The sequence below is a fragment of the Candidatus Laterigemmans baculatus genome (assembly GCF_010367455.1).
Taxonomy (GTDB): Bacteria; Planctomycetota; Planctomycetia; order Pirellulales; family Pirellulaceae; genus Laterigemmans; species Laterigemmans baculatus.
Window position 1 is genome coordinate 1 of the sequence record NZ_WRPR01000075.1, and the last position, 23494, is coordinate 23494.

19 protein-coding genes and 1 tRNA gene are annotated in these 23494 nt (G+C 64.9%); 12 read left to right on the forward strand and 8 right to left on the reverse strand.

Going from position 1 to position 23494, the window contains the following annotated elements; genetic code table 11:
* Positions 1–124: 124 nt before the first annotated feature.
* Together GNK13_RS14885 and GNK13_RS14890 are read right to left on the reverse strand one after the other, a co-directional pair.
* Positions 125–2425 (reverse strand): PQQ-dependent sugar dehydrogenase, encoded by a 2301-nt coding sequence (locus GNK13_RS14885; RefSeq protein WP_164103352.1) that lies wholly within the window; start codon positions 2423–2425, stop codon positions 125–127.
* 72 nt (positions 2426–2497) lie between these two features.
* Positions 2498–2571, reverse strand: a tRNA-Arg gene (locus GNK13_RS14890).
* 298 nt (positions 2572–2869) lie between these two features.
* Between GNK13_RS14890 and GNK13_RS14895 the strand changes: the two genes are divergently transcribed.
* The 6 genes from GNK13_RS14895 (at position 2870) to GNK13_RS14920 (ending at position 7722) form a co-directional block, all read left to right on the forward strand.
* Positions 2870–3943, forward strand: coding sequence for a thiamine phosphate synthase (locus tag GNK13_RS14895; RefSeq protein WP_164103353.1), 1074 nt, complete (start codon positions 2870–2872; stop codon positions 3941–3943).
* A 5-nt stretch (positions 3944–3948) separates the two neighbouring features.
* On the forward strand, positions 3949–4923 hold the full coding sequence (locus GNK13_RS14900; RefSeq protein ID WP_164103354.1) for a hypothetical protein: 975 nt from the start codon (positions 3949–3951) through the stop codon (positions 4921–4923).
* Between the two features lie 30 nt (positions 4924–4953).
* Positions 4954–5529 (forward strand): class IV adenylate cyclase, encoded by a 576-nt coding sequence (gene cyaB / locus GNK13_RS14905; protein WP_164103355.1) that lies wholly within the window; start codon positions 4954–4956, stop codon positions 5527–5529.
* 138 nt (positions 5530–5667) lie between these two features.
* The gene (locus tag GNK13_RS14910) at positions 5668–6126 is read left to right on the forward strand and encodes a hypothetical protein (protein WP_235935186.1); all 459 of its coding nucleotides are present in this window, start codon (positions 5668–5670) and stop codon (positions 6124–6126) included.
* Between the two features lie 126 nt (positions 6127–6252).
* Positions 6253–7041 carry a site-2 protease family protein gene (locus GNK13_RS14915; RefSeq protein WP_164103356.1) on the forward strand — a complete coding sequence of 263 codons (789 nt, stop codon included), beginning with the start codon at positions 6253–6255 and terminating at the stop codon, positions 7039–7041.
* Between the two features lie 219 nt (positions 7042–7260).
* A complete protein-coding gene (locus GNK13_RS14920) occupies positions 7261–7722 on the forward strand; it encodes a histone (RefSeq protein ID WP_164103357.1) in 462 nt (153 codons plus the stop codon).
* Between the two features lie 116 nt (positions 7723–7838).
* On the opposite strand, the gene GNK13_RS14925 is transcribed toward GNK13_RS14920, so the two are convergent.
* The 4 genes from GNK13_RS14925 to GNK13_RS14940 all read right to left on the reverse strand — a co-directional run bounded on the left by GNK13_RS14925 (position 7839) and on the right by GNK13_RS14940 (position 11476).
* The gene (locus GNK13_RS14925) at positions 7839–8900 is read right to left on the reverse strand and encodes an Mrp/NBP35 family ATP-binding protein (RefSeq protein WP_164103358.1); all 1062 of its coding nucleotides are present in this window, start codon (positions 8898–8900) and stop codon (positions 7839–7841) included.
* Between the two features lie 110 nt (positions 8901–9010).
* Positions 9011–9463, reverse strand: coding sequence for a hypothetical protein (locus tag GNK13_RS14930; RefSeq protein ID WP_164103359.1), 453 nt, complete (start codon positions 9461–9463; stop codon positions 9011–9013).
* Positions 9460–10902, reverse strand: a complete 1443-nt coding sequence (locus GNK13_RS14935; protein WP_164103360.1) for a helix-turn-helix domain-containing protein — start codon at positions 10900–10902, stop codon at positions 9460–9462. Before GNK13_RS14935 ends, GNK13_RS14930 begins: the two co-directional genes overlap by 4 nt.
* A 265-nt stretch (positions 10903–11167) precedes the next feature.
* Positions 11168–11476 (reverse strand): calmodulin-binding protein, encoded by a 309-nt coding sequence (locus tag GNK13_RS14940; protein ID WP_235935193.1) that lies wholly within the window; start codon positions 11474–11476, stop codon positions 11168–11170.
* Between the two features lie 271 nt (positions 11477–11747).
* On the opposite strand from GNK13_RS14940, the gene GNK13_RS14945 reads away from it, so the two are divergent.
* The 3 genes from GNK13_RS14945 to GNK13_RS14955 all read left to right on the forward strand — a co-directional run bounded on the left by GNK13_RS14945 (position 11748) and on the right by GNK13_RS14955 (position 17388).
* Positions 11748–13313 (forward strand): trypsin-like peptidase domain-containing protein, encoded by a 1566-nt coding sequence (locus GNK13_RS14945; RefSeq protein WP_164103362.1) that lies wholly within the window; start codon positions 11748–11750, stop codon positions 13311–13313.
* Between the two features lie 241 nt (positions 13314–13554).
* Positions 13555–16386 carry an alanine--tRNA ligase gene (gene alaS / locus GNK13_RS14950; protein WP_164103363.1) on the forward strand — a complete coding sequence of 944 codons (2832 nt, stop codon included), beginning with the start codon at positions 13555–13557 and terminating at the stop codon, positions 16384–16386.
* A 279-nt stretch (positions 16387–16665) separates the two neighbouring features.
* Positions 16666–17388: a YebC/PmpR family DNA-binding transcriptional regulator gene (locus GNK13_RS14955; RefSeq protein ID WP_164103364.1), complete on the forward strand. Its 723-nt coding sequence runs from the start codon at positions 16666–16668 to the stop codon at positions 17386–17388.
* A 236-nt stretch (positions 17389–17624) separates the two neighbouring features.
* Here GNK13_RS14955 and tpx read toward each other — a convergent pair whose 3' ends face one another.
* Complete coding sequence (gene tpx / locus GNK13_RS14960) at positions 17625–18140, reverse strand: thiol peroxidase (protein ID WP_164103365.1); 516 nt, start codon at positions 18138–18140, stop codon at positions 17625–17627.
* A 99-nt stretch (positions 18141–18239) separates the two neighbouring features.
* A complete protein-coding gene (locus tag GNK13_RS14965; protein WP_164103366.1) occupies positions 18240–19526 on the reverse strand; it encodes a M48 family metalloprotease in 1287 nt (428 codons plus the stop codon).
* 318 nt (positions 19527–19844) lie between these two features.
* Here GNK13_RS14965 and GNK13_RS14970 point away from each other — a divergent pair, with 318 nt between their 5' ends.
* The 3 genes from GNK13_RS14970 to GNK13_RS14980 all read left to right on the forward strand — a co-directional run bounded on the left by GNK13_RS14970 (position 19845) and on the right by GNK13_RS14980 (position 23327).
* Positions 19845–20135, forward strand: coding sequence for a hypothetical protein (locus GNK13_RS14970; protein ID WP_164103367.1), 291 nt, complete (start codon positions 19845–19847; stop codon positions 20133–20135).
* Between the two features lie 385 nt (positions 20136–20520).
* Positions 20521–21096: an RNA polymerase sigma factor gene (locus tag GNK13_RS14975; RefSeq protein WP_164103368.1), complete on the forward strand. Its 576-nt coding sequence runs from the start codon at positions 20521–20523 to the stop codon at positions 21094–21096.
* Between the two features lie 74 nt (positions 21097–21170).
* Entirely contained in the window at positions 21171–23327 is a 2157-nt protein-coding gene (locus tag GNK13_RS14980) for a M3 family metallopeptidase (protein ID WP_235935190.1), read from the forward strand.
* Positions 23328–23494 lie beyond the last annotated feature (167 nt).

The following is a 23494-nucleotide window of genomic DNA, read 5'->3' on the forward strand; positions in this document are numbered from 1 at the left end:
TAGCCTCGGGTGAGCCGTAGGCGCTAGCCTCGGGCCTCGCAGCCCCGGGATTTCCGCTGCAGCACCCGCGGCTAGCGCCGTCGGCTCAGGGTTTCCCGACAGTGCCTGACCCATGTCGCCAGACTCACTTCGAGCCTTCGGCCCCAGCCTGCGGCGGCTGCATCTGCTCGATCCATTCTCGTACCGCTGCGAGCCCTCGTGGGTCGACAAGATTGGTGGCCAGCGGCGGCATTTGCCGGGGTCCCCGGCGACCGATGCGGAAGTGGAGCTCCGATTGCCACGCCTCGCCGGGTTTGACGAGCAGCGTTCCGGGAGGCCCCAGCTGACCCTCGCTCGGCTTCTGCCCCACGAGCTTCATCTCGGCCAGCGGGGTGGTGAACCGCAGGTCGCGACGGTGGGCGGCGATGCCTTCAGGGCGATGGCACATTGCGCAGTTGGTTTCCAGCCACGCTCGGGCCAGCGTTTGGGGATCGCCCTCGGGAGGCGTCAGCACGCTCTCGGTCCGCTCGTCCTCGGGGTTGCGGTCGAGATTACCGAAATGCCAATCGGGAAACCGGGGCTGCTCGGCCGGGGGCTCCGGAATTTTCTCCGAAAAGGCAGCCAACCGAGCCAGCAGCTGGAGCTGGTTCTCGCTCTCGCCGTGGTAGCGGAGCGGACGATTCATCTGCCGCGTGGTCAGCCCCAACACGAAACCCTCGGCCTGGGTGTGGCAGGCAAAGCATTCGCTTCGCGAGGGGAAGTAGTAGGGCTGGCTGATCTCGCCGTCGGCGGTTTTGACTTCGATCGGCTTGAGCAGCGAACCGTCGAGCAGATGCGCTTCCTGCTGGTCGTCGTCATAGACATACGTGTAAGCCGTCCAGCCCTGCGGAGCGTGGACCAACAGCCGCGTTTCCAGCCGCAGCGGATCGCGGAGGTCGGTGGGGTCGCTGCGATCGCGGTGCAACCAAAAAGTCTTGACGAACACCGTCCCCACCGGGAATTCCCATTTCTCCTCCTCGTGGAACACGACGCTCTGTTTGCTGGGCAGAGCGATATAGCGATCCTTCACTGCGTAGTCCGACCAGAACGGCATGTTCAGCTCGTAGGGAATCAGTCCCGCGGCGGGCCGATTATCGGCGACCGAAGCGAACAACCCCGTCTCGCTCAACGTCCGGGGAAAGGCTTTGGCGATCTTCCGCAGGTCCTCTTCGCGGGGCCGCAGTTTATGGATCGTGCCCTCGAACGTGCAGAGATACATTTCGCCTTGCTGGTCTGCGCCAAAAGCAGCGATCTGCAGCCCCGTCTCGGCCACTTGGCGGTGCTCGCGGAGTTCGCCTTCCTCGTGCCACAACGCCCAAACTTTGCCGCTCAAGTAGTCGGCGTAGAAGTAGGCCCCGCGGTACTCCTCCAGTTGCGGGCCGCGGTAGACCATCCCGCCGGTGACCGACTGGCCCTCCTCGCGAAAGTACTCTACGACTGGGTCGATCAAATCCTCCGGTCGGTCGGCCGCGTTGGGATTGAAGTCATGAAAGCCCTCGCGGATGTTCCAGCCGTAATTGCCACCCCGCGTGATGCGATCGATCTCCTCAAACCGATTCTGTCCCACGTCCCCTGCCCAGAGCTCACCGGTCTCGGCGTCGAACGCCAATCGCCAGATGTTGCGGACTCCGTAAGCCCAGATCTCGCCGCGGGCATCTTCGCGGCCAACAAAAGGATTATCGGGCGGGATCGCGTACGACAGTCCCTCGTCTTTCGAGTCGATGTCGATCCTCAGAATCGAACCGAGCAGGGTGCGGAGGTTTTGGCCGTTGGCATGCGGATCGTTCGCCAGCCCGCCGTCGCCGAGTCCGACGTACAAGTAGCCGTCCGGTCCAAACCGAATGCTGCCGCCGTTGTGGTTGCTATAGGGCTGGTCGATCCGCAGCAATTCTTCTTCGGAATCCCGAACCGCTCGCTCGGGATCGTCCTCGGAAACGCGAAAGCGAGAGATTACCGAGGCCCGCGGGCGGGTTGAGTAGTAGACAAAAAATTCGCCGTTTTGTTCGTACTCGGGATGGAAGGCGAGTCCGAGCAGCCCTTCTTCATTCCCGTCGCGGGAGACGACATCGCGGAGGTCGAGGAAGACCTTCGTCTGGCTGCTCTCGGAGCGATTTTCAAAGACCCGAATCACCCCCTGCTGCTCGACCACAAACAGCCGATTGCTGCCGTCTCCCGCATGCGTCAGTTCCACCGGCCGCTCGAATTGGAGCTGCGGAAAGGCCGCCACCGAACGGAGCGGTAGCGGGTCGGGGGAACCCATCAGCCGGGACGTATCGACCGGGACAAATTTGTCGGGAATCTTCAGTTGCGGCGAGTTCGGTTCCTCGCCGCGGGCTGTCGCCGGGTGCAACGGCAGGGGCAAAGCGACCACAGTGATCAGCAACAGCACGCGGGGTAGCAACCTCATCAGACGCCTCGGAATCAGGAGCGGATCAGCCAGAGAGCGGCGCGAGAGTGCGGCAAAAGCGGTGCCAGAAAGTACCCTGGACAGGACTTGAACCTGCGGCCTGCGGTTTAGGAAACCGCTGCTCTATCCAGCTGAGCTACCAGGGCAGGGCGGCGAGCTCTACCAAGATACGCCACTGCCGAGCGGCGCAGAAGCCCGTCGCGCACGGCGGCCCACCGAATCGCTCCCGCCCCTCCGCTCAGAGCGGGTCTTCCGCTCCCAGCGGGCCAATCACTCGCTGCGGGCCGATTGCTCACTGCGGGCCGATTACTCACTGCGGGCCGATTACTCCCAGCGGGCCGAGAGCGGGGCATCGACAAAACGCCCCGGGCGAGCCAGCTTAAAACGGGGCCAGGAGGATTGGGGAAAAGTCAGCGGCAAAAGTCAGCGGCGAGGGAAGCGAGCGTGTCGAGCGAGCAAGCGGTCTATCGAATTTTGGATGTCGCGGCCAATCGGGCGGCGGAAGGATTGCGGACGGTCGAAGAGTTCGTTCGCTTTGCGCTGGACGATCCGCAGTTGGTCGAGCAGGCGAAGGCGATGCGGCACGGCTTGGCCGCCGCGGTTGCGCGGTTGCCTCGCGCCAAACTGCTCTCGGCCCGCGACACGCTCGGCGACGTGGGGACGGAGATCAGCCTCGCGAGCGAACGCTCCCGCCCGGGGATTGAAGCGGTCGTCGTGGCGGCCTTGGCACGCGTCCAGCAGTCGCTGCGGTGCATCGAGGAGTATGGCAAGACGGTGGTGCCCGAGATGGCCGCCGAGGTCGAGCGGATTCGCTATCAGATTTATACTTTTGGCCGCCAAGTGGAGTTGAGCATGCACCGCCGCCAAAGCCTTGCCGACGCGAAGCTGTATGTGTTGATCGACATTCTCGAGGAGCCCGAGCTATGGCGGCAGCGAATTGTCGAGCTGGCCGCCGCCGGTGCGGATTTGATCCAGATCCGCGATAAAGCCGTCAGCGACCGACTGCTCTGGGAGCGGTGCCAGATGGCGGTCGAGGCGGTGCGGAGCGCGAACGTCCCCTCGTGTCGCCTGATCATCAATGACCGGGCGGACATCGCCGCGGCCGTCGATGCCGATGGCGTTCACGTGGGCCAGGATGAATTGCCGGTCGAAGCGGTCCGCCGGATCGTCGGCGACGACAAGCTGATCGGCCTCTCGACGCATTCGATCGAGCAAGCCCGCGAGGCGGTCCGGGTCGGCGCGGACTACATCGGCTGCGGACCTACCTTTCCAAGCCGCACCAAGACGTTCGAGCAGTTTCCGGGCGTCGAGTTCCTCCGCCAAGTTGCCCGCGAAATCGAGCTCCCCGCGTTCGCGATCGGCGGCATCGACTTGGAGCGGTTGCCGGAGGTGATCGCCAGCGGTGTCGGCCGGATCGCCGTCTCCGGAGCCGTTTGGAATCAAGCCGATGTGGTGGGAGCCGTTCGTGGGCTCCGCCGGCTGCTCGATGCGGTCACCTCCAGCGAGGCCGAGTCGTGAGCCGCATGCCACTTTGGATCGCAGTGAGATTGGGCGGCTTCGCTTGGGCGGGCTGCTTTGCTTTCGCCGTCGGGGTCGTGGGTGCGGAGGCTGCGGGGCCGATTCGCGAGAGCAGCGGACTGGCCGCGTCGCACCACGCACCGAATCGGTTCTGGACGCACAACGACTCGGGCGACGCAGCCCGGCTGTTTGTCCTGGAGCAACCACCGCAGCAACCCGACACTGCGCCAGGCGGGGCCGGTGGGGCCGGCGGGGCCGGTGGGGCAGAGCGCCGCATCACCGAAGTTCACGTGGCTGGTGCCGAGGCGGTCGACTGGGAGGACATGGCGTCGGGCGTCGTCGATGGCCGGCCGACGCTGGTCGTGGCGGACGTTGGCGATAACGCTCGCCGTCGCGAGCGAGTGACGCTGTATGTGATCGACGAACCGCCCCTCCCGGCGACCGCCAGGCAACGCGGGGGGAATCAACGCGGGGGCCTTACGGTTCCCTTCCGGCACCGGCTCGAAGTTCGCTATCCCGATGGGGCACGCGATTGTGAAGCGATCGCTCTCGATGCTGAGCAACGACGGGTGATCTGCATCAGCAAAGAGCTCTTGCCGGTGGCCGCGATCTACAGCGTGCCGTTGCCGCCCGCTGAAAGCACCCCAGCAGACAGGACCCCAGCAAACAGGCCTTCAGCGAGTCGGGTGACGAGAGTCGATGCCGAGCGGGTGGGGACGCTGCCGATTCCGATGGTCACGGGGATGGATATGCGCGGCGACGGGCGGCAGCTCGCGGTGACCGGGTACTTTGATTTGTTTTTGTTCGAGCGGGCGGCGGGCGAGTCATGGGAAGTCGCTCTGGGCCGCGTTCCCCGGCATCTTCCCCTGCCGAAACTCAAGCAGATCGAAGCGGTATGCTTTGACCGTCAGGGTGAACTGTGGATCACCAGTGAAGGCGATCCCATGCCGCTCGTGCGAGTTGCACCCGTCGCCGACTGACTTATCATTTTTCGCCGCGAGAGGAACCGCATGATTGAGATCGAGATGAAGTTTGTCGTCGCGGACCTAAAGCAACTGCGGCAAAAGCTGCTCGGCCTGCAAGCGGTGGCCGAGCCGATCGAACAGCACGTCGACGCTTACTATCGCCATCCCTGTCGTGATTTTGTGACGACTGGCGAGGTGCTGCGGATCCGCCGCGTCAATGGCCGGCCGTCGGTGACTTACAAAGGTCCCCGCGAGCCTTCCGCCGACGGAGAGAATACGGCGGTCAAAGTCCGCAAGGAGCTGGAATGGCCGCTCTCTCCCGGCGACCGCGACGGCAGCAAGATGGCGCTGCTGCTCGACCAACTGGGGTTTACCAAGGTCGCTGAGGTTCCCAAGCGGCGGGAACCGTTCGAGGTGCTGCACGGCGGTCGGCAGCTGACGGTGACGATCGACACGGTCGACGATCTCGGCGTCTTTGCCGAAGTGGAATGCATGGCGGAAGCCGATCCGGACCGCGAAGCGGCGGTACGCGCGATCGAAGAGATCGCGAAGAAACTGGCTCTCAGCGAGCCCGAGCTGCGAAGTTATTTGCGGATGAAGCTCGAGCAGCAGGGTAGATAAAATTGACGCGGCCAGACTCAGACGACTACAGTCATGGCTTGTGGTGGAGCGTTCTGCAGTCTCGTCGACTCAAAACGCTGGCAGTGAGTGAAACAGGGCTCACCGGACCACGACAGTTCCATTCAAGGGTGATGTGCAATGTTGTTGAAGCGAATTGTTTGTGCGGTAGCGGTTTGCGGCATGCTGGCGGGTGCGGTTGTGGCTGCGGAGAAAGCCGAGATCAGCCTCGAAGGCGTCAAGTGCGTCGTGGCCCCCAAGGCCGCCAACGCGGAGAAGTCGGCCAGCTACAAAGAAGGCCAAGTCTTCTTCTGCTGTGACGGCTGCAAAGGCAAGTTCACCAAGGACACCGAGAAGTTCGCCACCAAGGCCAATCAGCAGCTGGTGGCGACCAAGCAGTATGAGCAGAAGGCTTGCCCGCTGAGCGGCGGCAAGGTCAATCCCGAGAAGACGGTCAAGGTTGGCAACGTCGAAGTCGGATTCTGCTGTGGCAATTGCCAAGGCAAGGTGGCGGCCGCCGAGGGCGATGCGCAGGTCGCGCTGGTGTTCTCCGAAAAAGCCTTCGAGAAGGGCTTCACGGTCAAGAAAGCTGAGAAGTAATCGCCTCGCGTCCAATCGGGTCCACGGGAACGAGCGCCAGCGGCGGCTTCGATCACGAAGCCGCCGTTTTTTTATAGGTCGCTTGCACCCCGTTTCCTACCTTCCCCTTCACCACAGTTCACCACGATGCTGCTCGCAGAGCCACCGGAGTCGGATTACGACCTGCGATTCCAACTATTGGGATTCCCGATCCGCATCACTTGGTCGTTTTGGTTGTTGGCCCTCGTCTTTGGATACAACCTGGTTCAAGGGGTCGACAACTTATTCCTCAACGCCAGCCCGGGCCCGTTGCCGCTGTTGGTGCTGTGGACGGCCGCCGTGTTGGTTTCAATCCTGATCCACGAGCTCGGCCACGCGGTGGCGTTTCGGCTGTTTGGAATCCGCTCGAGCATCGTGCTCTATCACTTTGGCGGATTGGCGATTCCCAGTTCGGGATGGCGGCCGGTCCGTTCGCGGCCTCGGTCGCAGCGGTTGGAAAATATCGTGATCGCCGTCGCCGGGCCGGTCGCTCAATTGCTGCTGGCCGCCGCCGTGATCGTGGGTGTGCGGCTGGCGGGGTACCAGGTGCTCCTGCTGCCCGAATATGTCGCTTGGATTCCGGGAGTTCGGGGAGGCGAGCCGATCGTCGAGGCGGGGGCGTTTGCGGCGGTCAATTTTGTGATCTTCCCGAGCATCCACTGGGCGATTCTGAACCTCGCTCCGGTGTGGCCGCTCGACGGCGGACGGATCTCGCGGGAGTTGGTGTTGATGTCCGGTGGCACGCTCGAGACGGCGCATTGGTCGTCGGTGTTGTTCGGCGGTATTTGCGCGGTGCTCGCCTTCCAGTGGGGGCAGTTGTTTCTCGCGATCCTGTTCGCCTCGCTCGCCGCCAGTAGCTATCAGATGCTGAGCACGATCGGACCGTGGCAGCGCTGAATGAAACGGTGGAAAACATGTTGCGAAAACGACCGCATTGCGTACAGTTACGCACCAGTTATGTAGAAGCTATTCGAGAACCGAAGACGCACTCGTGAAGACTCTCTTCGCGGACTCGAATGGTTGGACTGATTCCGACGGGCGTGGCCGGTGTTGCGAGCCTCTTGCGAGAGACGCAACTCAACGAACCGTCGAACACTCTCCACTGCGGAGGCGAACGTGGCCAAAAAGAAAGCTGCACCGACGAAGACCGCCAGCAAAGCGGCTGTAAAGAGTTCGACGCCGACCAAGACCGCCAAGAAGGCTGTCAAGAAAGCGGCGCCGAAGAAGACCACCACCCAGAAAGCGGCTCCCAAGAAGGCGGCTCCGAAGAAGACCGCCACGAAGAAAGCGGCGGTCAAAAAGGCGGCTCCCAAAAAGACCGCCGTGAAGAAAGCCGCGCCGAAGAAGGCCGCGCCGAAGAAGACCGCGGTCAAGAAAGCCGCGCCGAAGAAAACAGCGCCGAAGAAAACCGCTCCGAAGAAGACGGCGGTGAAGAAAGCCGCCCCGAAGAAGACGGCGGTGAAGAAAGCGGCCCCGAAGAAGACCGCCGCCAAGAAAGCGGCTCCCAAAAAGACCGCCGCCAAAAAGACCGCCGCCAAGAAGGCCGCGCCGAAGCGGACCGCTAAGAAAAAGGGCTGATGTAACCCCTCGCCCCGAGCGGAATCGATAAGCCAAAACGCCGCCTGCCGGAGGAGTCTCCGACACGCGGCGTTTTTTTGTAGCCCACGCAGTACTCCGTACTCCGTACTCCGTACTCAGAGCGTGGGCAGCTGCGGGCGGGCGGCGCCCGAAGCGGCTCGGCGGGCCAGTCCCCGCACGAGGTTGCGGGCGATCTGCTCGAGCGGCGCCCGGTCGACCGGATCTTCCATCGCCTCGGCCAACTGCCCGGCGTCCCCCGCTTCGCGGAGGCGGATGTTGATCGGCAGCCCGCCGAGGAACGGCACGTCGAGTTCCTCGGCTTTGGCGCGGGCCCCACCGGCACCGAAGATGTCATAGCGGCGGTTGCAGTCGGGACAGACAAACCCGCTCATGTTCTCCACCATGCCGGCGATCGGAATCTCCACCTTGCGGAACATGCTGATCGCCTTGATCGCGTCGAGCAGCGCGACTTCCTGCGGCGTGCAGACGACGACGGCTCCAGCGAGCGGGACGGCTTGCGAGAGGGTCAACGCGACGTCGCCCGTCCCTGGCGGCATGTCGATGATCAAGTAATCGAGCTCGCCCCACTCGGTGTCGCGGAGGAACTGCGTGATCGATCCGTGCAGCATCGGGCCGCGCCAAATCACCGCCTGGTCCGGCTCGACCAAAAAGCCCATCGACATCACCGGCATCGTGCCGAGCCGAATCGGCTCGATTCGCTTCTCAGCGGTCACCGCCGGTCGTCCTTCGAGCCCCAGCAAGTGGGGCACGCTCGGACCGTAGACGTCGGCGTCCATCAATCCCACGCGGGCTCCGAGCCGACGCAGCGTGAGGGCCAGCGAGACCGCCACGGTGCTCTTGCCAACGCCCCCTTTTCCCGATCCGACGACGACCACGCTGCGGACTCGCATCCCGACTTGACCGAGTCGCGGGATCGGCCGCTCGAAGGGAACGATCTGCACCTCGGTCGTGACGCCGGGGGCCGCGGCCGCGATCCGCGAAGCGATCGCTTCCCGCACTTCGTCGGCCAACGGCATCGAGTAGCTGGTCAGCCGGATCTCGACCGTCGCGGTGCTGTCGGTCACGGTGATCGCCCCGATCTGGTCACCGGCACTCAGCGGGCGACCCGTCTCGGGATCGGGATAGGAGGCGATGGCGTTCAGGATGGCGTCGGACATGGAACCAGAAGGGGGCAAGGGAAAACGGGACCCAGCAACGCAGCGTAAGGGAGCGAGGGCGATTGTTACAGTCGGCCAGTACCCAGTACCCAGTACCCAGTACCCAGCACTCAGGCGTCCGTCTTCGCGTAGCGGGCGACGAGCCGGGCGAACTGCCAGAGCTGTTCCGGGTGCCGCAGGACTGCGGCCGCTCCCAGCAGGCGGAGCCCCGCGGCCAGCTCGAGCTCCGCCGGCCCCTCGGCGGGGAGCTCTTGAGGGACCGCGATCAACTGCAGCGGCGGGCGGTCCAGAGCCGCGCACCGCGCGATCGCGGCGAGCGAGTCGCCGGGATGTTCGAGCGGAAGTTCGCACAGCACCACCACGCGGCGGGCCGCGGAGGGAAGGCGTCGCTGGACCGTCTCGACGATTTCGCCCGGGCCGACGCAGAGCCGCTCGAAGCGGTCGCCGAACAGTGGGGGAGCGACGCGGTCGACCGCCCGTCGCCACCGCTCTCCCGGTTCCGAAACGATCCACGTGCAGCCGCTCGTGGAAACCTCGTGGCGCGGAAGCGAATCGTCGCTCATGAGGAGATCCCGAGTTGCTCGATCCGGCGGAGCAACCGCGGGCGGCTGATTTGCAGCATCCGCGCTGCGGCGGCCCGGTTGCCATCGGACTGCTCGAGGGCTCGCTCGATCAGTTCCCGCTCCAGCTGCTCCAGCGCCGAATCGAGCGGCACGACTCGGGGCTTTGGAGCCGCGGCGGTGAGGTCTCGGGCGGCCCCGTAGGAGCGGATCGCCAGCGGCAAGTGCTCGACGCGAATCGTCTCGCCACGACACTGCCGCGCCGCATTGCGGATTGCGGCGTCGAGCTCGGAAAAATTTCCCGGCCAGGGATACAGCACCAAGCGATCGAGCGCGTCGCGGCCGAGCTGCTCGGCGCGGGTCTCCCCGGCGGCTCGGCGACGTTCGAGCAGCGCCGTGGCGAGCAGCGGAATATCCGCGACCCGTTCCGCCAGCGGCGGCACGGCGAGCTCAAAGGTGCTCAGCCGAGTCACCAGCGAAGGGAGCAGGTGGTCGCTCCACTGGATCACCGGCCGCGTGCTGGTGGCGAACACACGGAGCCGCTGCGGATGGTTGTTAATCAGCAGTTCCAGCCGTGCCTGGGCGTCCCGCGGCATCTGATCGATCTCGTGGATCAATACTGCGGCGGTCGCCGTTTCCTCTTCGAGCAGCCGGTCCGCCAAGCTGCCCGTGGTGGCGTCAAACAGCTCCGCGTCCATCAGCGGGCCCGCCACCGGCACTAGCGGACCCGCGGATCCGGCCGCGAGAGTCGGTGAAGGCGCTGCGGCGTGGATCCGCCGAACGATCCCTTCGACCGGATTGCCGGTGGGCCCGACGAGGCTGACGTGGGTGAAAAGCTGGGAAGCCAGCTCGATCTGCCGCTTCAGTCGCTCGGCGGCGACGGTCGAGCCAAGGGTCAGCAGCGAACTGCCGCGGGGACCGCTGAGGGCGAGCTGCCGATGCACTTCGTCGACCAGCCGGCGGCTTTCCTGCGTCGCGGCGGAGGCCGGCGAAGGAAGCCTTGCATCGGCGAAGGCCATGATCGTGGGCCGCCCGGCCAGCTCCGCTTGCTTAAGCGACTCGTCCAGTTCGGGTGTCGTTCCGGCGATCGGCAGCGGGACGTACACGACCTGCCGCGGCGGCGGGGCGGGCTGCGTCGTGGAGGCTGCCGGAGGCCGAACGGTTCGGAACCCGACTTCTCCACGCTCCACGGCTGCCGGAGGCGCAAGCGCGACCGCAATTGCCTCGAGCGGATCGGGAAGGGCTGCAATGTCGGGGGCCGACGCAGCCGGAGGCTCGCTGAGCTGGCCGCCGAGCCCGATCAGCCCGCCGAGCCCGATCAGCCGCTCGGGATCGATCCCCAGCCAGCGACCGCAATCGGCCGAGGCGTAGACGATCCGCCCTTCCCGGTCGAACACCCACAGCGGGCCGGCCGCCGCAAACAGTTTCGCGAGCGGCCGCACGCTCGGGGCTCGCGAGGATTCCCCGCCGCGCCGCGCTCCGGCGAGGTCGGATGCGGAGCGGTCGGATGCGGAGCGGTCGGATGCGGAGCGGTCGGATGCGGGTGGATCCGATGGAGGGCGGCTCGGCGTGGCGATCGGAGGCCTCGTGGAATCCAGGACGCTTCAGCGCAGCCGGCTCCAATCAGCCGCCACGCGCTAGCGTCCGGTTCTCACGGTGTGCTCGAGAACCGGGGGCTAGCGCCCGGCGGCTGATCCGACCGCGGGCCTAGAACACGTCCAGGTGGAAGTGGTGTCCGTAGTGGAAGCGGCGGTGCTCCGGATAGTAGTTGTGCCACTTCTTGTTGTAGACCGGGATCCGCATTTCCGGGGCATACCGATAGTACATGCTATCGCTGCTCCGGTAGTACTCCGGGCTGTAGAAGTTTTGGGGATAGTAGACGTACGGATAATGGTAGAAGCGGTTCCAGTCGCGTTCGCCCGCGCCTCCTCCCCACGTTTGCCCGAAGGCCCGCTGCTCGGCGCGGACGTCGGACGACATCCCCACGCAGAGCCCGGCGAGCAGGGTCAGGGCCATAATTCGACGCAGCATTAGCGGATCCCCCCGTTCATTTGTTTTAGTGCCTCGCGTGGATCCCCGTCCGCTCCAGCGTCGTGGAGTCGGCCGATGGGGCGCGATACCTCGCTTTATCGGCCGACCCCGGATAATCGGTCCAGCAAATACGACCGGAAAGGGGTCCGGAGTTCGGAGTACTGAGTACTGAGTACTGCAGGGAGGAACGGCTATGATCGAGAAAGACGGTCGAGGACGATCGGACTCTGCAGCAGCGATGAATCCAATGGGACACATGAACCAACCACGCTCGATCCGACGCCACGGGCTCCTCGCCCGCGCCTGCCTCGCCGCTGTCGCTCTGGCGGCGCTCAGCGGCGGGACGCCGAACGGGCTCGCCCAGCAACCGGTAGCCCAGCAACCTGCAGCCCAACCACCTGCGGCCGCTCAGGATGCCGTGCGGCTGATGCGGGCGGCCGAGCAAACGGTCGAGCGGGCGATCGAACGGGCCGCGCCGAGCGTGGTGGCGCTCGCTCGAGTGCGGCGGGAGGAGGGGGGGCGAGACGCCGCTGTGGATTTCAACTTCAACCTTCCCGGCGTCCAGCGCCCGTTGCTCGAAGCGACGCGGCCCGAAGCGGTGCCAACGGAATTCGGCTCGGGGGTGATCTTGTCCGCCGACGGGGCGATCCTCACGTGCTACCACGTGGTCGATGATCCGCGCGCGAACGACTACTACGTTTGGATCGGCAGCGATGCGGGGGGAGCGGTCGACTCCGCTCGCGATCGCCGCGGTCCCTATCCGGCGCGGGTGCTCGCCGGCGATCCCTGGACCGATCTGGCGGTGCTTCAAATCGAGGCAGCGGATCTGCCAGCAATGCCGATGGGAGACGCCAGCGAGCTTCGCCGCGGCAGCTTCGTCGTCTCGCTGGGCAATCCCTACGCGACGGCTCGCGACGGTCAGGCTTCGGCGAGCTGGGGGATCGTCTCGAACCTGCAGCGCGCCGCGCCGCCGCAGCCTACGCTGGCCGGAGAGCTCGCTCGCCCTGAGTCGCTGCAAGAGTTCGGGACGCTGATCCAGACCGACGCGAGGCTGAATCTCGGCAGCAGCGGCGGGGCGCTGGTGAACTTGCAAGGCGAGATGGTGGGGCTGACCACCTCCTTGGCCGCGGTCGCCGGTTACGAGCAGCCAGCTGGTTACGCCATCCCGATCGATCCGGCGACGTTGGCCACGATTGCCGAACTCCGCTCGGGGCGAGCCCCGGCGTTCGGGTTTCTGGGGGTCGAGCCGATGGATCTGCCGGGTGGCCGCGGAGCGCTGATCCGCCGCGTCGTTCCGGGGATGGCCGCGGATCGGGCCGGAATTCGCTCGGGAGACATCGTCGTGGGGATCGACGGACAACCGATCACCGACGCCGAGGTCCTCTTTCGCGAGATGAGTCGGCGACCGGCCGATGCGGAAGTCCAGCTCGAGGTCGTCTCTCCGGGGCGGGCCGAGCGGCGGACGTTGACCGCGCGGCTGGGGAAGAAACGGCTGGCCCTTTCCAGACCGGGTTACAGCCAAGTTCCCGAACCGAGCTGGCGGGGCATGCAAGTCGACTTCGCCAGCGCCTTGCCGCCCGGCCGCTTGTTGCGGAGCGGCGTGGGGCGCAATGGAGAAGCGGCTGTGCTCCGGGTCGACCCCGATTCGCCCGCCTGGCGGGCTGGCGTCCGCCCCGGGCAATTGCTCGTCGAAGCGGCGGGAGAAGCGGTCGTCCGCCCCGAGGATTTCTACGCTGCGGTGGCCCAGCAGGAGGGGGTGGTCCAGCTCCGCCTCGAACAGCGGCTCGGAGTCCCAGTGACCGTCACGGTCGCAGCGGAGTAGGGACGGCCGTCGTACGTCAGCCTTTCCTTCCATCAGCCGCCACGCGCTAGCGTCCGGTTTTCCCAGCGTTTTTCGGAAACCGGGGGCTAGCGCCCTGCGGCTGATGAATAATCCGGGCTAGCCCCCGGTTCTCCCGATTCCCCGAGACCGTCCGGGCTTACTGCAGTGTGGGGGCTCGCGTTATTATCCCCAGTGGCAAAATGTTTCAACCACACCCGCTCGAGTGCGTGATTCCATAGCGATGAAGACGGACGAACTCCGCGAAGCGTATCTGCAGTTCTTTGAGTCCAAAGGGTGCGTGCGTCAGGCTAGCGACGTTTTGGTGCCGACCTGGGACCCCTCGGTGCTGTTCACTCCGGCCGGGATGAACCAGTTCAAGGACCACTTTCTCGGCAAGGTCAAGCTCGACTTCACCCGGGCGACAACGTGTCAAAAGTGTTTGCGGACCGGCGACATAGACAACGTGGGGCGGACGGCGTTCCACCACACTTTTTTCGAAATGCTCGGTAACTTCAGCTTCGGCGACTACTTCAAACGCGAAGCGATCCACTGGGCCTGGGAGTTTTTGACCGAGAAGAAATGGCTCGGTCTGGACCCGGCCCGGCTGAGCGTGACGATCTACAAGGACGATGACGAAGCGTTCGACATCTGGCACGACGAGGTCAAGGTTCCGGCGGGAAAAATCGCTCGCATGGAGGAAGACGAGAACTTCTGGCCGGCCAGCGCTCCGAGCCAGGGCCCCGACGGCGTCTGCGGTCCCTGCAGCGAAATCTACTTCAAGTGCGACGACGGCCAGAGCGTCGAGATCTGGAACCTCGTCTTCACCCAGTTCAATCGCGTCGGCCAGCCGCCGGATAACCTGCGGCCGTTGCCGAGCAAGAACATCGACACCGGGATGGGGCTGGAGCGGACGGCGAGCGTCCTGCAGGGGGCGTCGACGAACTTTCACATCGACAGCCTGCTGCCGATCGTGTTGGCTTCGGCCGAAGTGTGTGGCACCAAGTACGACGCGGACAGCGACGACGGACGACGGCTGCGGCGGATCACCGACCACGTGCGGGCCGCGACCTTCGCCGTGCACGAGAACGTCTACCCGGGGCCGGACAAAGCCAAGTACGTGATCCGGCGGCTGATTCGCCGAGCGGTGCTCGACGGCCACCAGATGGGGCTCCGCGAACCGTTCATGAACCAGATCGTGCCGGCAGTCGTCGACGTCATGCGAAATGCCTATCCCGAGTTGGGCGAGACCGGCGAGCGGGTCGCGGCGGTGATTCGCAAGGAAGAGGAAGCCTTTTTCGGCAACCTCGACGGGGCCCTCTCGCGGATCGACCAGATGTTCGCGCGGATGCAGTCCGAAGACCGGGTGATGGTCGACGGTCAAGAAGCGGCCGAGCTCTACCAGACGTACGGGGTGCCGCCCGAGCTGCTGCAGACGATGGCGGCCGAGCGGAACTTGACGTTCGGCTGGGATGGTTTTCAGGATGCGATGAAACAGCACGCCGAAGACAGCGGCGGCGACCAGCGGAAGCTGTTTCAGACCGGACCGCTCGAGACGCTCAAGGAAGCGCTTCGCGAATCGACGTTCGTCGGCTACGACACGATGGCCGCCTCGGCCGTCGTCAAAGGGATCATCAGCGGCCAGACCGAAGACGACGAGCAACTCGTGGGGCACGTCGATGCTGGCGGTGCCGATTTGCTGCTCCGAGTCGTCCTGGACGAAACTCCTTTCTACGGCGAGAGCGGCGGCCAGATCGGCGACCACGGTCGGATCTATAACGACGAATTCGAGTTCGAGGTCCGCGACGTTCAGAAGCACGCGGGGCTGATCGTCCACTTCGGCCACCTCGTGCGGGGCACGATTCGCGAGGGGGCGAAAGTCACCGCGGAAGTCGCTGAGGAGCGTCGGCAAGCGATCCGCCGCGCCCACTCCGCAACGCACATCCTGCACTACGCCTTGCAGCGGAGCGTCGGTCGCCACGCTCAGCAGCAAGGAAGCAAAGTCGAAGCCGACTCGCTGCGGTTCGACTTCACCAACCAAGAATCGCTCGACGAGGAGACGGTCGCCAAAATCCAAGCCGATGTGCTCGAGCGGATCGAGGCGGATGAACCGATCCAGTGGAAGAGCGTACCGCTCGCCGAGGCCCGTGCGGCCGGTGCCATGATGCTGTTTGGCGAAAAGTATCCCGATCCGGTGCGCATGGTCTCGATGGGCGAGTTCAGCAAGGAGCTCTGCGGCGGGACGCACCTCTGCCGGACCGGCGACGTCGGCGCGTTCGAAGTCATCAGCGAGGAGAGCGTCTCGAGCAACACGCGGCGGATCGTCGCCCTGACCGGCCCCCGCGCCGAAGAGCATCGCCGCCAGACGCACCAGACGCTCTCTCGTGTGGCCGAGCTGCTCGGCGTTTCGGTCCACGGCGTCCCCGAAGGAGTGCGGGCGCTGATCGAAGAGGTCCGCAGGCTGAAGAAGAGCCTCGCCGCCGGCGGCAAACCGGCTGCCGAGGAGTCGACCTCGCTCCCGGTCGTCGGCGACGGGACCGAGCCGAGCTACCCCGAGATGCGGCAGATGATGCGGGAGACCTCGCGGCTGCTAAACGTCGCCACGGCCGACGTCGTGCCCAGAGTCGAAGCCTTGCTGCGAGATCGCGAAACCATCCAGCAGCAGATCGAACAGCTGACCGCGGGCGGCGAAATCACGGCTGACGAAATGCTGGCCGAAGCCGAAGCGGTCGGCGACTCCCTGCTGGTGGTCCGCCAGATCGACGGCGCCAACCCGAACCTGATGCGACAGTGGATCGACCAGCTTCGCAAGAAGAGCGAGCGACCGGTCGCGGTCCTGTTCGGTTCGGTCGCTGGCGAGGACAAGGTGGTCGTCGTCGCCGGGCTCAGCAAAGCGCTCGTCGAGCGAGGGCTGAAGGCGGGGCAGTGGGTCGGCGACGTGGCCAAAGCGGTCGGCGGCGGCGGCGGTGGTCGCCCCGATCTGGCGCAGGCCGGAGGCCGCGAGCCCCAAAAGCTGCCAGCCGCCCTCGAGCTGGCCGCCGATTCGATGCGGCAGTGGTTGGGCTCGGGCAAATGAATCTGAGCCGACGGCGTTAGCCCCAATTTCTCATCAGCCGTCACGCTTCTTGCGTCCGGTTGTCGAAAACTTGAGACACCCTCCCCCCGGGAGGGTCGCGAGGAACGAGCGGGGAGGGTGATGCGGGACGTCGATCCCTCAGCGAAAAGAATTTCAGTTGGCCCTCCCCGGGCCTGAGAGCCCGACCCTCCCGGGGGGAGGGTGATGGTGAAGCTCGCGGCCCGAGGCTAGCGCCTACGGCTCGAAACAGCACAAAAAACAAATGACGAGGCAGTCGTTATGGGTAGAGGCTTTGAAGTTCGTAAAGTGTCGATGGCCAAGACGGCGGGCCAGAAGTCGAAGCTGTACTCCCGCTACGGGCGCCAGCTCTACATGTGCGCCAAGAACGGCGGCCCGGAACCGGCCGGCAATCCGGCGCTGCGGAGTCTGATCGAAAAAGCCAAGCGCGAGCAGGTGCCGAGCCATGTGATCGAAAAGGCGATCGAGAAAGCCAGCGGCGGGGCGGGCGAGAATTTTTCGCCCGCTCGCTACGAGGGCTTCGGGCCCAATGGCTCGGCGGTGATCATCGATTGCCTGACCGACAACAACAATCGGACCATCACCGACGTCCGCAATTGCTTTACCAAAACCGGCTTCAAGCTCGGCGCCCCGGGGGCCGTGGCTCACTCCTTCGATCATCTCGCCGTGCTCTCGTTCCAGGGGGACGACGCCGAGCCGGTATTGGAAGCGCTGTTGGCCGCTGACGTCGATGTCAGCGATGTCGAATGCGAACAGGGCCGCGTCACCGTGTTCGCGCCGGCCGGCGAGTTCTACAAGGCCAAGCAAGCCTTGCTCGAAGCGATGCCGGAGATCGAGCTGGATGTCGAGGAGATCACCTTCGTGCCGCAAACGCGAGTGGAGATTGGCCCGGAGGATCTGCCGATGTTCGAAAAGTTTCTGAACATGCTGAACGACTGCGACGACGTGCAGGACGTCTATCACAACGCCATCCTGCCGAGTTAGGACGGCGAGAAGCGAGTCGTTGCTTCCCTCGTACTCAGCGCAGCGGTACTCGTACTCAGCGCAGCGGTACTCGTACTCGTACTCGATTCCGCGTCCAACATCTCAGATCTCAGATCTCAGATTCCTAGGGCGGCCGTTCAGGGCGAGTTCCGAGCCGGAACCGAGTACGAGTACCGCTTCGCTGAGTACGAGTACGAAGAAAAGATCCCTCGTCCTCGCTTTTTTGGCCTTTGGCTCTAGACGAGCTTCTGGAGGGCTGCGATCGCTTCGTCGTAGTTCGGCTCGTTGGCGACTTCCGGAACTTGTTGGAAGTAGGCCACGGTGCCGTTGGCGTCGAGCACGATGATGGCCCGCGAGAGGAGCTTGAGCTCGTCGATCGTGAGCCCGTAATCGTCGCCAAATTTGTGGTCTTGGTAATCGCTGGCCGCCCGCATCTTGATCCCTTCGGCGCCGCAGAAGCGGGCTTGGGCGAAGGGCAGGTCGCGGCTGACCGTGACGGCGTTGATCTTGTCGCCGAGGCTGCCAAGCTGTTGGTTGAAGGTCTTGGTCTGCACCGCACAGGTGGGCGTGTCGAGGCTGGGGACGACCGAGATGATCGTCGGTTTGCCCTTGAGATCTTCGAGGGTCAGCTTCTGCAGTCCTCCCTCGGCGTAGACCAACGTGAACGGCGGGGCCGGCTTGCCGACTTCCACGCTTTCCCCGACCAAGGTCATCGGGTTGCCTTTGAACTGAATCGCACCGGAACGCGCCATGAAATTTCTCCTGCTGGCAGTCAAGGAATGGGAACGACTGCCGGCAGTATGGCGTAGGCGGGCCGCTTTATGCAGGTGGGCCCCAATCGGCGGCGCTATTCAGTCGTTTTGCTCGAGCGACCGCAGCGCCGCACGCCGCCGTTCAATGCTCGGGTGCAGCCAAGTCGCTTGCCGCGCCTGGGGGCTGTCGGCGGTGACCGCCTCAAGCGCGTCACCGAGCGTTTTGGCGGCGGCCGCCAGCGAGCCGGGAACGCCTTCGACGCGGCCCCTGAGGCGGACCGCCATGTGGCAGGCCGCCGCATCGGCATCGAGCTCGGTGCGGTAGGCGACGCCGCGAAGCGCGACCAGGGAAGCAGCCACGCCCGCGGCGATGCCCGTCAGGCTGGCCCAGGGAAAGTCGCCCAGGCTGTGGCTGACCGCCGCGGCGACCACCCAGACCGGCAGCAGCACGAGCAGCCGCAGCGGGAGGTGCCAGCGGCGGAGATGGGCCAGTTCATGCAGCACGACCATCGCCGTCTGCTCGCGATTGAGCCGCCACAGCAAAGCGTCCGAGAGGAGCAGATGGCGAAAGTAGGGGACGAACCCGGCGACCAGCGCGGTGCAGAACGCCCCCTTGGTGTCCCACTGCCGCAACTGCAAGCCGCGAACTCCGCTCGCTGCGAAGAGCGACTCCAGCCAACGGGCGGTCGCCGGATCGGCGATCGGTCGCAGCGACCAGATCCGGGCCACAATCAACGGCAGCAGCAACGGCAGCGCGGCGATCGCGATCCCGGCGGTGAGCATCGCCCCCCGCTCCGGCTCGACTGCAAACAGCCACTCGGCCGCGTCGATCACCGTCAGCAGCACCAAGACCGGGAGGACCAGCCATGCCCCCTGCAGGCGAAACATCTCGAGCAGCTGGCGGAGCGCCGACGAGCGGCGCGAGCGGGGACTCGCGCCGCAGCCTCCGCCTCCAGTGGCGGTTTGGGCTGTGGCGGTTTGGGCTGCCGCGTCGAAGTGCAGCTCGCAGGCCCACGACCAGACGGTCGCTCCGACCGCTGGAAGCATCAGCAGCAGGGCTCGGGCGGCGATCGAATCGCCGACCCAGGGGATCTGATTCACCAGTCCGGCCAGCCCGAATCCGACCAGCGCCAGCATGCTCATTGCCAAGCCCAGCCACCGCAGGACTTCCATCTGCTGTCCCAGGGCCACCGCGGCCGGTTCGAGCGCGACTTCGTCGGTGAGCACTTGCCGCGTGGCCGAACGCGAGGCGAGCCGGGTGAGCAGCGCCCAGCCGCTGAGCAAGCAGCCGCTGGCGAGGATCGACTGCGGGATCGGCACCTCGCGTCCGGGAACCGAATCGCAGGCGAGCGAGGTGATGACGAGCAGGAACCAGTACAGCGGCATGACGCGAAGGAGCAGCGAGGGAGCGGGAGCGGGGCGGAACGCACCAGATTAGATTCGCGGGGGGAGAAACGGAAAAACTTTTTCCTTTTTCCGCGAACCCCCTCCGGCCGATGGCGTCTTAAGGGTCACACCTGCGACGACAGCCGCGGCTCCGCCCGTGGGGGGATCGGCCGTTGGCGCTTTCTCCGCGAGTTTTCGAAAGAACCGCTTGGTTTTTCGCAAAACCGTCGAATAGAATCGCAGGTGGGAATCACCCACTGACTCTTTCTTACTTGTTGCTTTGTCCGCGCCAGAAACCACGGCGCCGGGGAGGAAGCCATGCGTATCGTCCAAATCGTCGCCGCTCGCGTTATTGCCGATCAGATCGATCGCGTAGTCGCTGCTGCCGGTGTCGTGGTCGCGCATGCCCAAACCGCGCGACGGTGCTATCGGCATCTAGGACAACTAGGGTCCCGCGGTTTTAGCGGCGGCAATCGACTGGAGATGTGTCCAGTGATGCCGCCCTGTTCCAAACCGACATGGCTCCTCACGACGACGTGGCGAGCCTTGGTTTGGAGCGGCCCGAGTGAACGGACCTCGCTCCGCAGCGGGATGAGCGGCGGCTGCTGAAGCGGCCCCACGCCCATCTCCCCCAACGCTGCGAGAGGCGGGTCGGTCGCGGGTTTGAACGCGCCGAGTCGGAGCCTGAGGAGGCATTGTGTCGCCACCGCGCGACGGCAATGACTTCCCACCGGAGCTGACCGACGGCCGTCGCCCTGCGGATGCACCTGGCTCCGGAATCGCGCGTGCTTCGATTTTGCCTTCGCACTCGAAGCCGTCGCTCGCCCGGTTTGGAACCCCCGCCGGTTCCAGCAGGGACCGAGGCCGTGCATCTCGACCGATCGTGCTCTTTCGCCGCGAGTTGGAAACGACGACGCCGCTGGCGCTTCGTTTCTCTGCTGGACCCCCGTTGGCAATAGGGAAACCCCTCGGACTCGAGGGACACGAGGAAGAGATGAGTATCGCAGTCGAGTTATCCATCGAAGAGTGGACGGTGGTGGAGCTGGTTGAGGCAGCACAGGCCGGCGACCGGGCGGCGTTCGGAGAGTTGTTCGCCCGCTACCGGGGGCCGATCGTCGCGCTGGCCCGGCGGCGGGTCAACGACGCCGACGAGGCGGAGGAGCTGGCCCAGGATGTATTCATCAAAGCGATGGAAAAGATCGGTCAGCTCCGCGTCCCCGAGGCGTTCGGCGGATGGTTGCGGCGGATCGTGCACCGGATGGCGATCAACCGCATCGTGCGAAGCGGCGAGGCGGTGGCGTGCGACCCGGTGACGCTCGCTTCGACTTGCCTGGCCGACGGTTCGCCGGTGGGGGATGCGGTGATCCGCGAGGAAGCCGCCCAGCTCCGGGCCGGACTCCAGCGGCTCGGGACGCTCGACCGCCGGACGCTCGAGGCGTTCTACCTCCGCGGCCAAACGCTGGTCCAAATGAGCGACGCCTTCGACGCTCCGGTCGGAACGATCAAGCGTCGGTTGCACGTCGCCCGCAAGCGATTGGCCAAGGAGATGGATGTCCTGCAGGCGGTCTGATGAACCTCCGGTCCATCCGATACCGTAGGATGGACCGGTTTGGTGATTGAGGCCTCGTTGATCAGGATTTCCGCATGAACCAGGGCAGACGGCTCTTTGCGCTCACTCCGTTCGCCGTAACGATGGTTGCCGTAGCGATGGTCGGCAGCACCCGTGGCGAAACGATTCAAAAGGCAGAGCCCATGGCGTCGGATTCGGTGATGTTGAAACCCTGGTCGGGGCCTTTTGGCGGCGTACCTCCGTGGGACGCCGTCCGTCCGCAAGAGTTCGTCGCCGCATTCGATGCGGCGATCGCAATTTCGCTCGAAGAGATCGAGCAAATCGCCGCCCATCCCGAACCACCGACGTTCGAGAATACGATCGTGGCCCTCGAGGCCGCCGGGCGGACGCTCGACCGTCTCTCGACGTTGTACAGCGTCCACGCTTCGAATTTGAACCTCGGCCCGATGCCTGAAATCCAGCAGGCCGTCGAGCCGAAGCTGGCCGAATTTCGCGACCGGGTGACGCAGAACGAAGCGCTGTTTGCCCGGATCGCCGCGGTCTACGAAAGCGACGAGCTGAAGAAGCGTTCGGTCGCCGATCAGCGGCTGGTCGACGATCGCTACAAAGAGTTCGTCCGCCAGGGAGCTCAGCTCAGCGCGAGCGACAAGGCGGAACTCTCGAAGATCAATCAGCGGTTGGCTCGACTGTTCGCCGACTTCAGCCAAAACGTGATGGCCGACGAGCAAGAGCACGTGACCTGGGTCGAGGAGCGATCCGATCTGGCGGGACTTCCCGAGAGCGTCATCTCGTCGATGGCCACCGCCGCCGAGGAGCGGGGCAAGCCTGGCAAGTGGGCGGTCACCAACACCCGCTCGTCGATGGACCCGTTCCTGACCTACGCCAAGAATCGCAGCCTCCGCGAGCAGGTCTGGCGGACCTACTACAACCGCGGTGACAACGGCGACGCGCACGATAATAACGCGATCATCCGCGAGATCCTCGGGCTTCGCGCAGCCCGCGCCAAGCTGCTCGGCTACGAGACGCACGCCCACTGGCGGCTCGAACCGCAGATGGCCAAAACCCCCGAAGCGGCCAATCAGCTGCTGATGCAGGTCTGGCCCAAGGCGGTTGCCCGGGTCCGCGAAGAAGTCGCCGACATGCAGCGGATCGCCGACGTCGAAGATCCCGGGATTACGATCGAGCCGTGGGATTATCGCTACTACGCCGAGAAAGTCCGCAAAGCCAAGTACGATCTGGATCTGAGCGAAGTCAAACCCTACCTGCAACTCGAGAAGCTCCGCGAAGCTATGTTTTGGGCTGCTGGCGAGCTGTACGGGTTTCAGTTCAAGCCGCTCGACGATCTGCCGGTCTACCAGGAGGACGTCCGCGTCTGGGAAGTCATCGATCGCGACGGCAAGCATGTCGGGCTGTGGTATTTCGATCCCTATGCCCGCGACGGCAAACGCTCCGGAGCTTGGATGAGCGCCTACCGCTCGCAGGAGAACATCGAGCGGCCGGTCACGCCAATCGTCTCGAACAACTCCAACTTCGTCGAAGGGGCGGCCGGGGAAGTGGTGCTGATCTCCTGGGACGATGCGGTGACGCTGTTCCACGAGTTCGGCCACGCGCTGCACGGACTCTGCTCAAACGTCCGCTATCCCTCTCAAGCCGGGACCTCGGTCGCGCGGGATTACGTCGAGTTCCCCTCGCAGCTGTTCGAGCATTGGTTGACGACGCCGGAGGTGCTGAACCGGTTCGCCGTGCATTACGAGACGGGCGAGCCGATGCCGCGGGAGTTGGTCGATAAAATCGAGCGGGCGGCGACCTTCAACCAAGGATTTGCCACGGTCGAGTACTTGGCCAGCGCCCTGGTCGACATGCGGTTGCATCTGGCAGGCGACGTGGAGATCGATCCCGACGCGTTTGAGCGAGAGACGCTCGAGGAGCTGGGGATGCCGAGCGAAATCGTGATGCGGCACCGCACGCCGCAGTTCTCGCACATCTTCTCGAGCGACAGCTATTCGGCTGGCTACTACAGCTATCTTTGGTCCGATGCGCTGACGGCCGACGCGGCCGAAGTGTTTGAGGAGGCCGGCAGCTACTACGATCCCGTGCTGGCCAAGCGGCTGTACGAAAACATCATGTCGGTCGGAGACACGGTCGATCCGGCCGAAGGCTTTCGGGCCTTCCGAGGCCGCGACGTCGACACCTCGGCCCTGTTCCGCAAGCGAGGCTTCCCGGTCGACTGAGCGGCTCGCCGACGGAGGATGGGGCGAAGGTTTCATCAGCCGCCACGCGCTAGCGTCCGGTTTTCGCGGCGTTCTAGCTGGACAGCGCCACTTTGGATTGGTTCGGAGCGGGACGGCTCGCAGAAAAATCGTTTAACGGCAAGCCGAAGGCGACTGCTTTTTAAAAC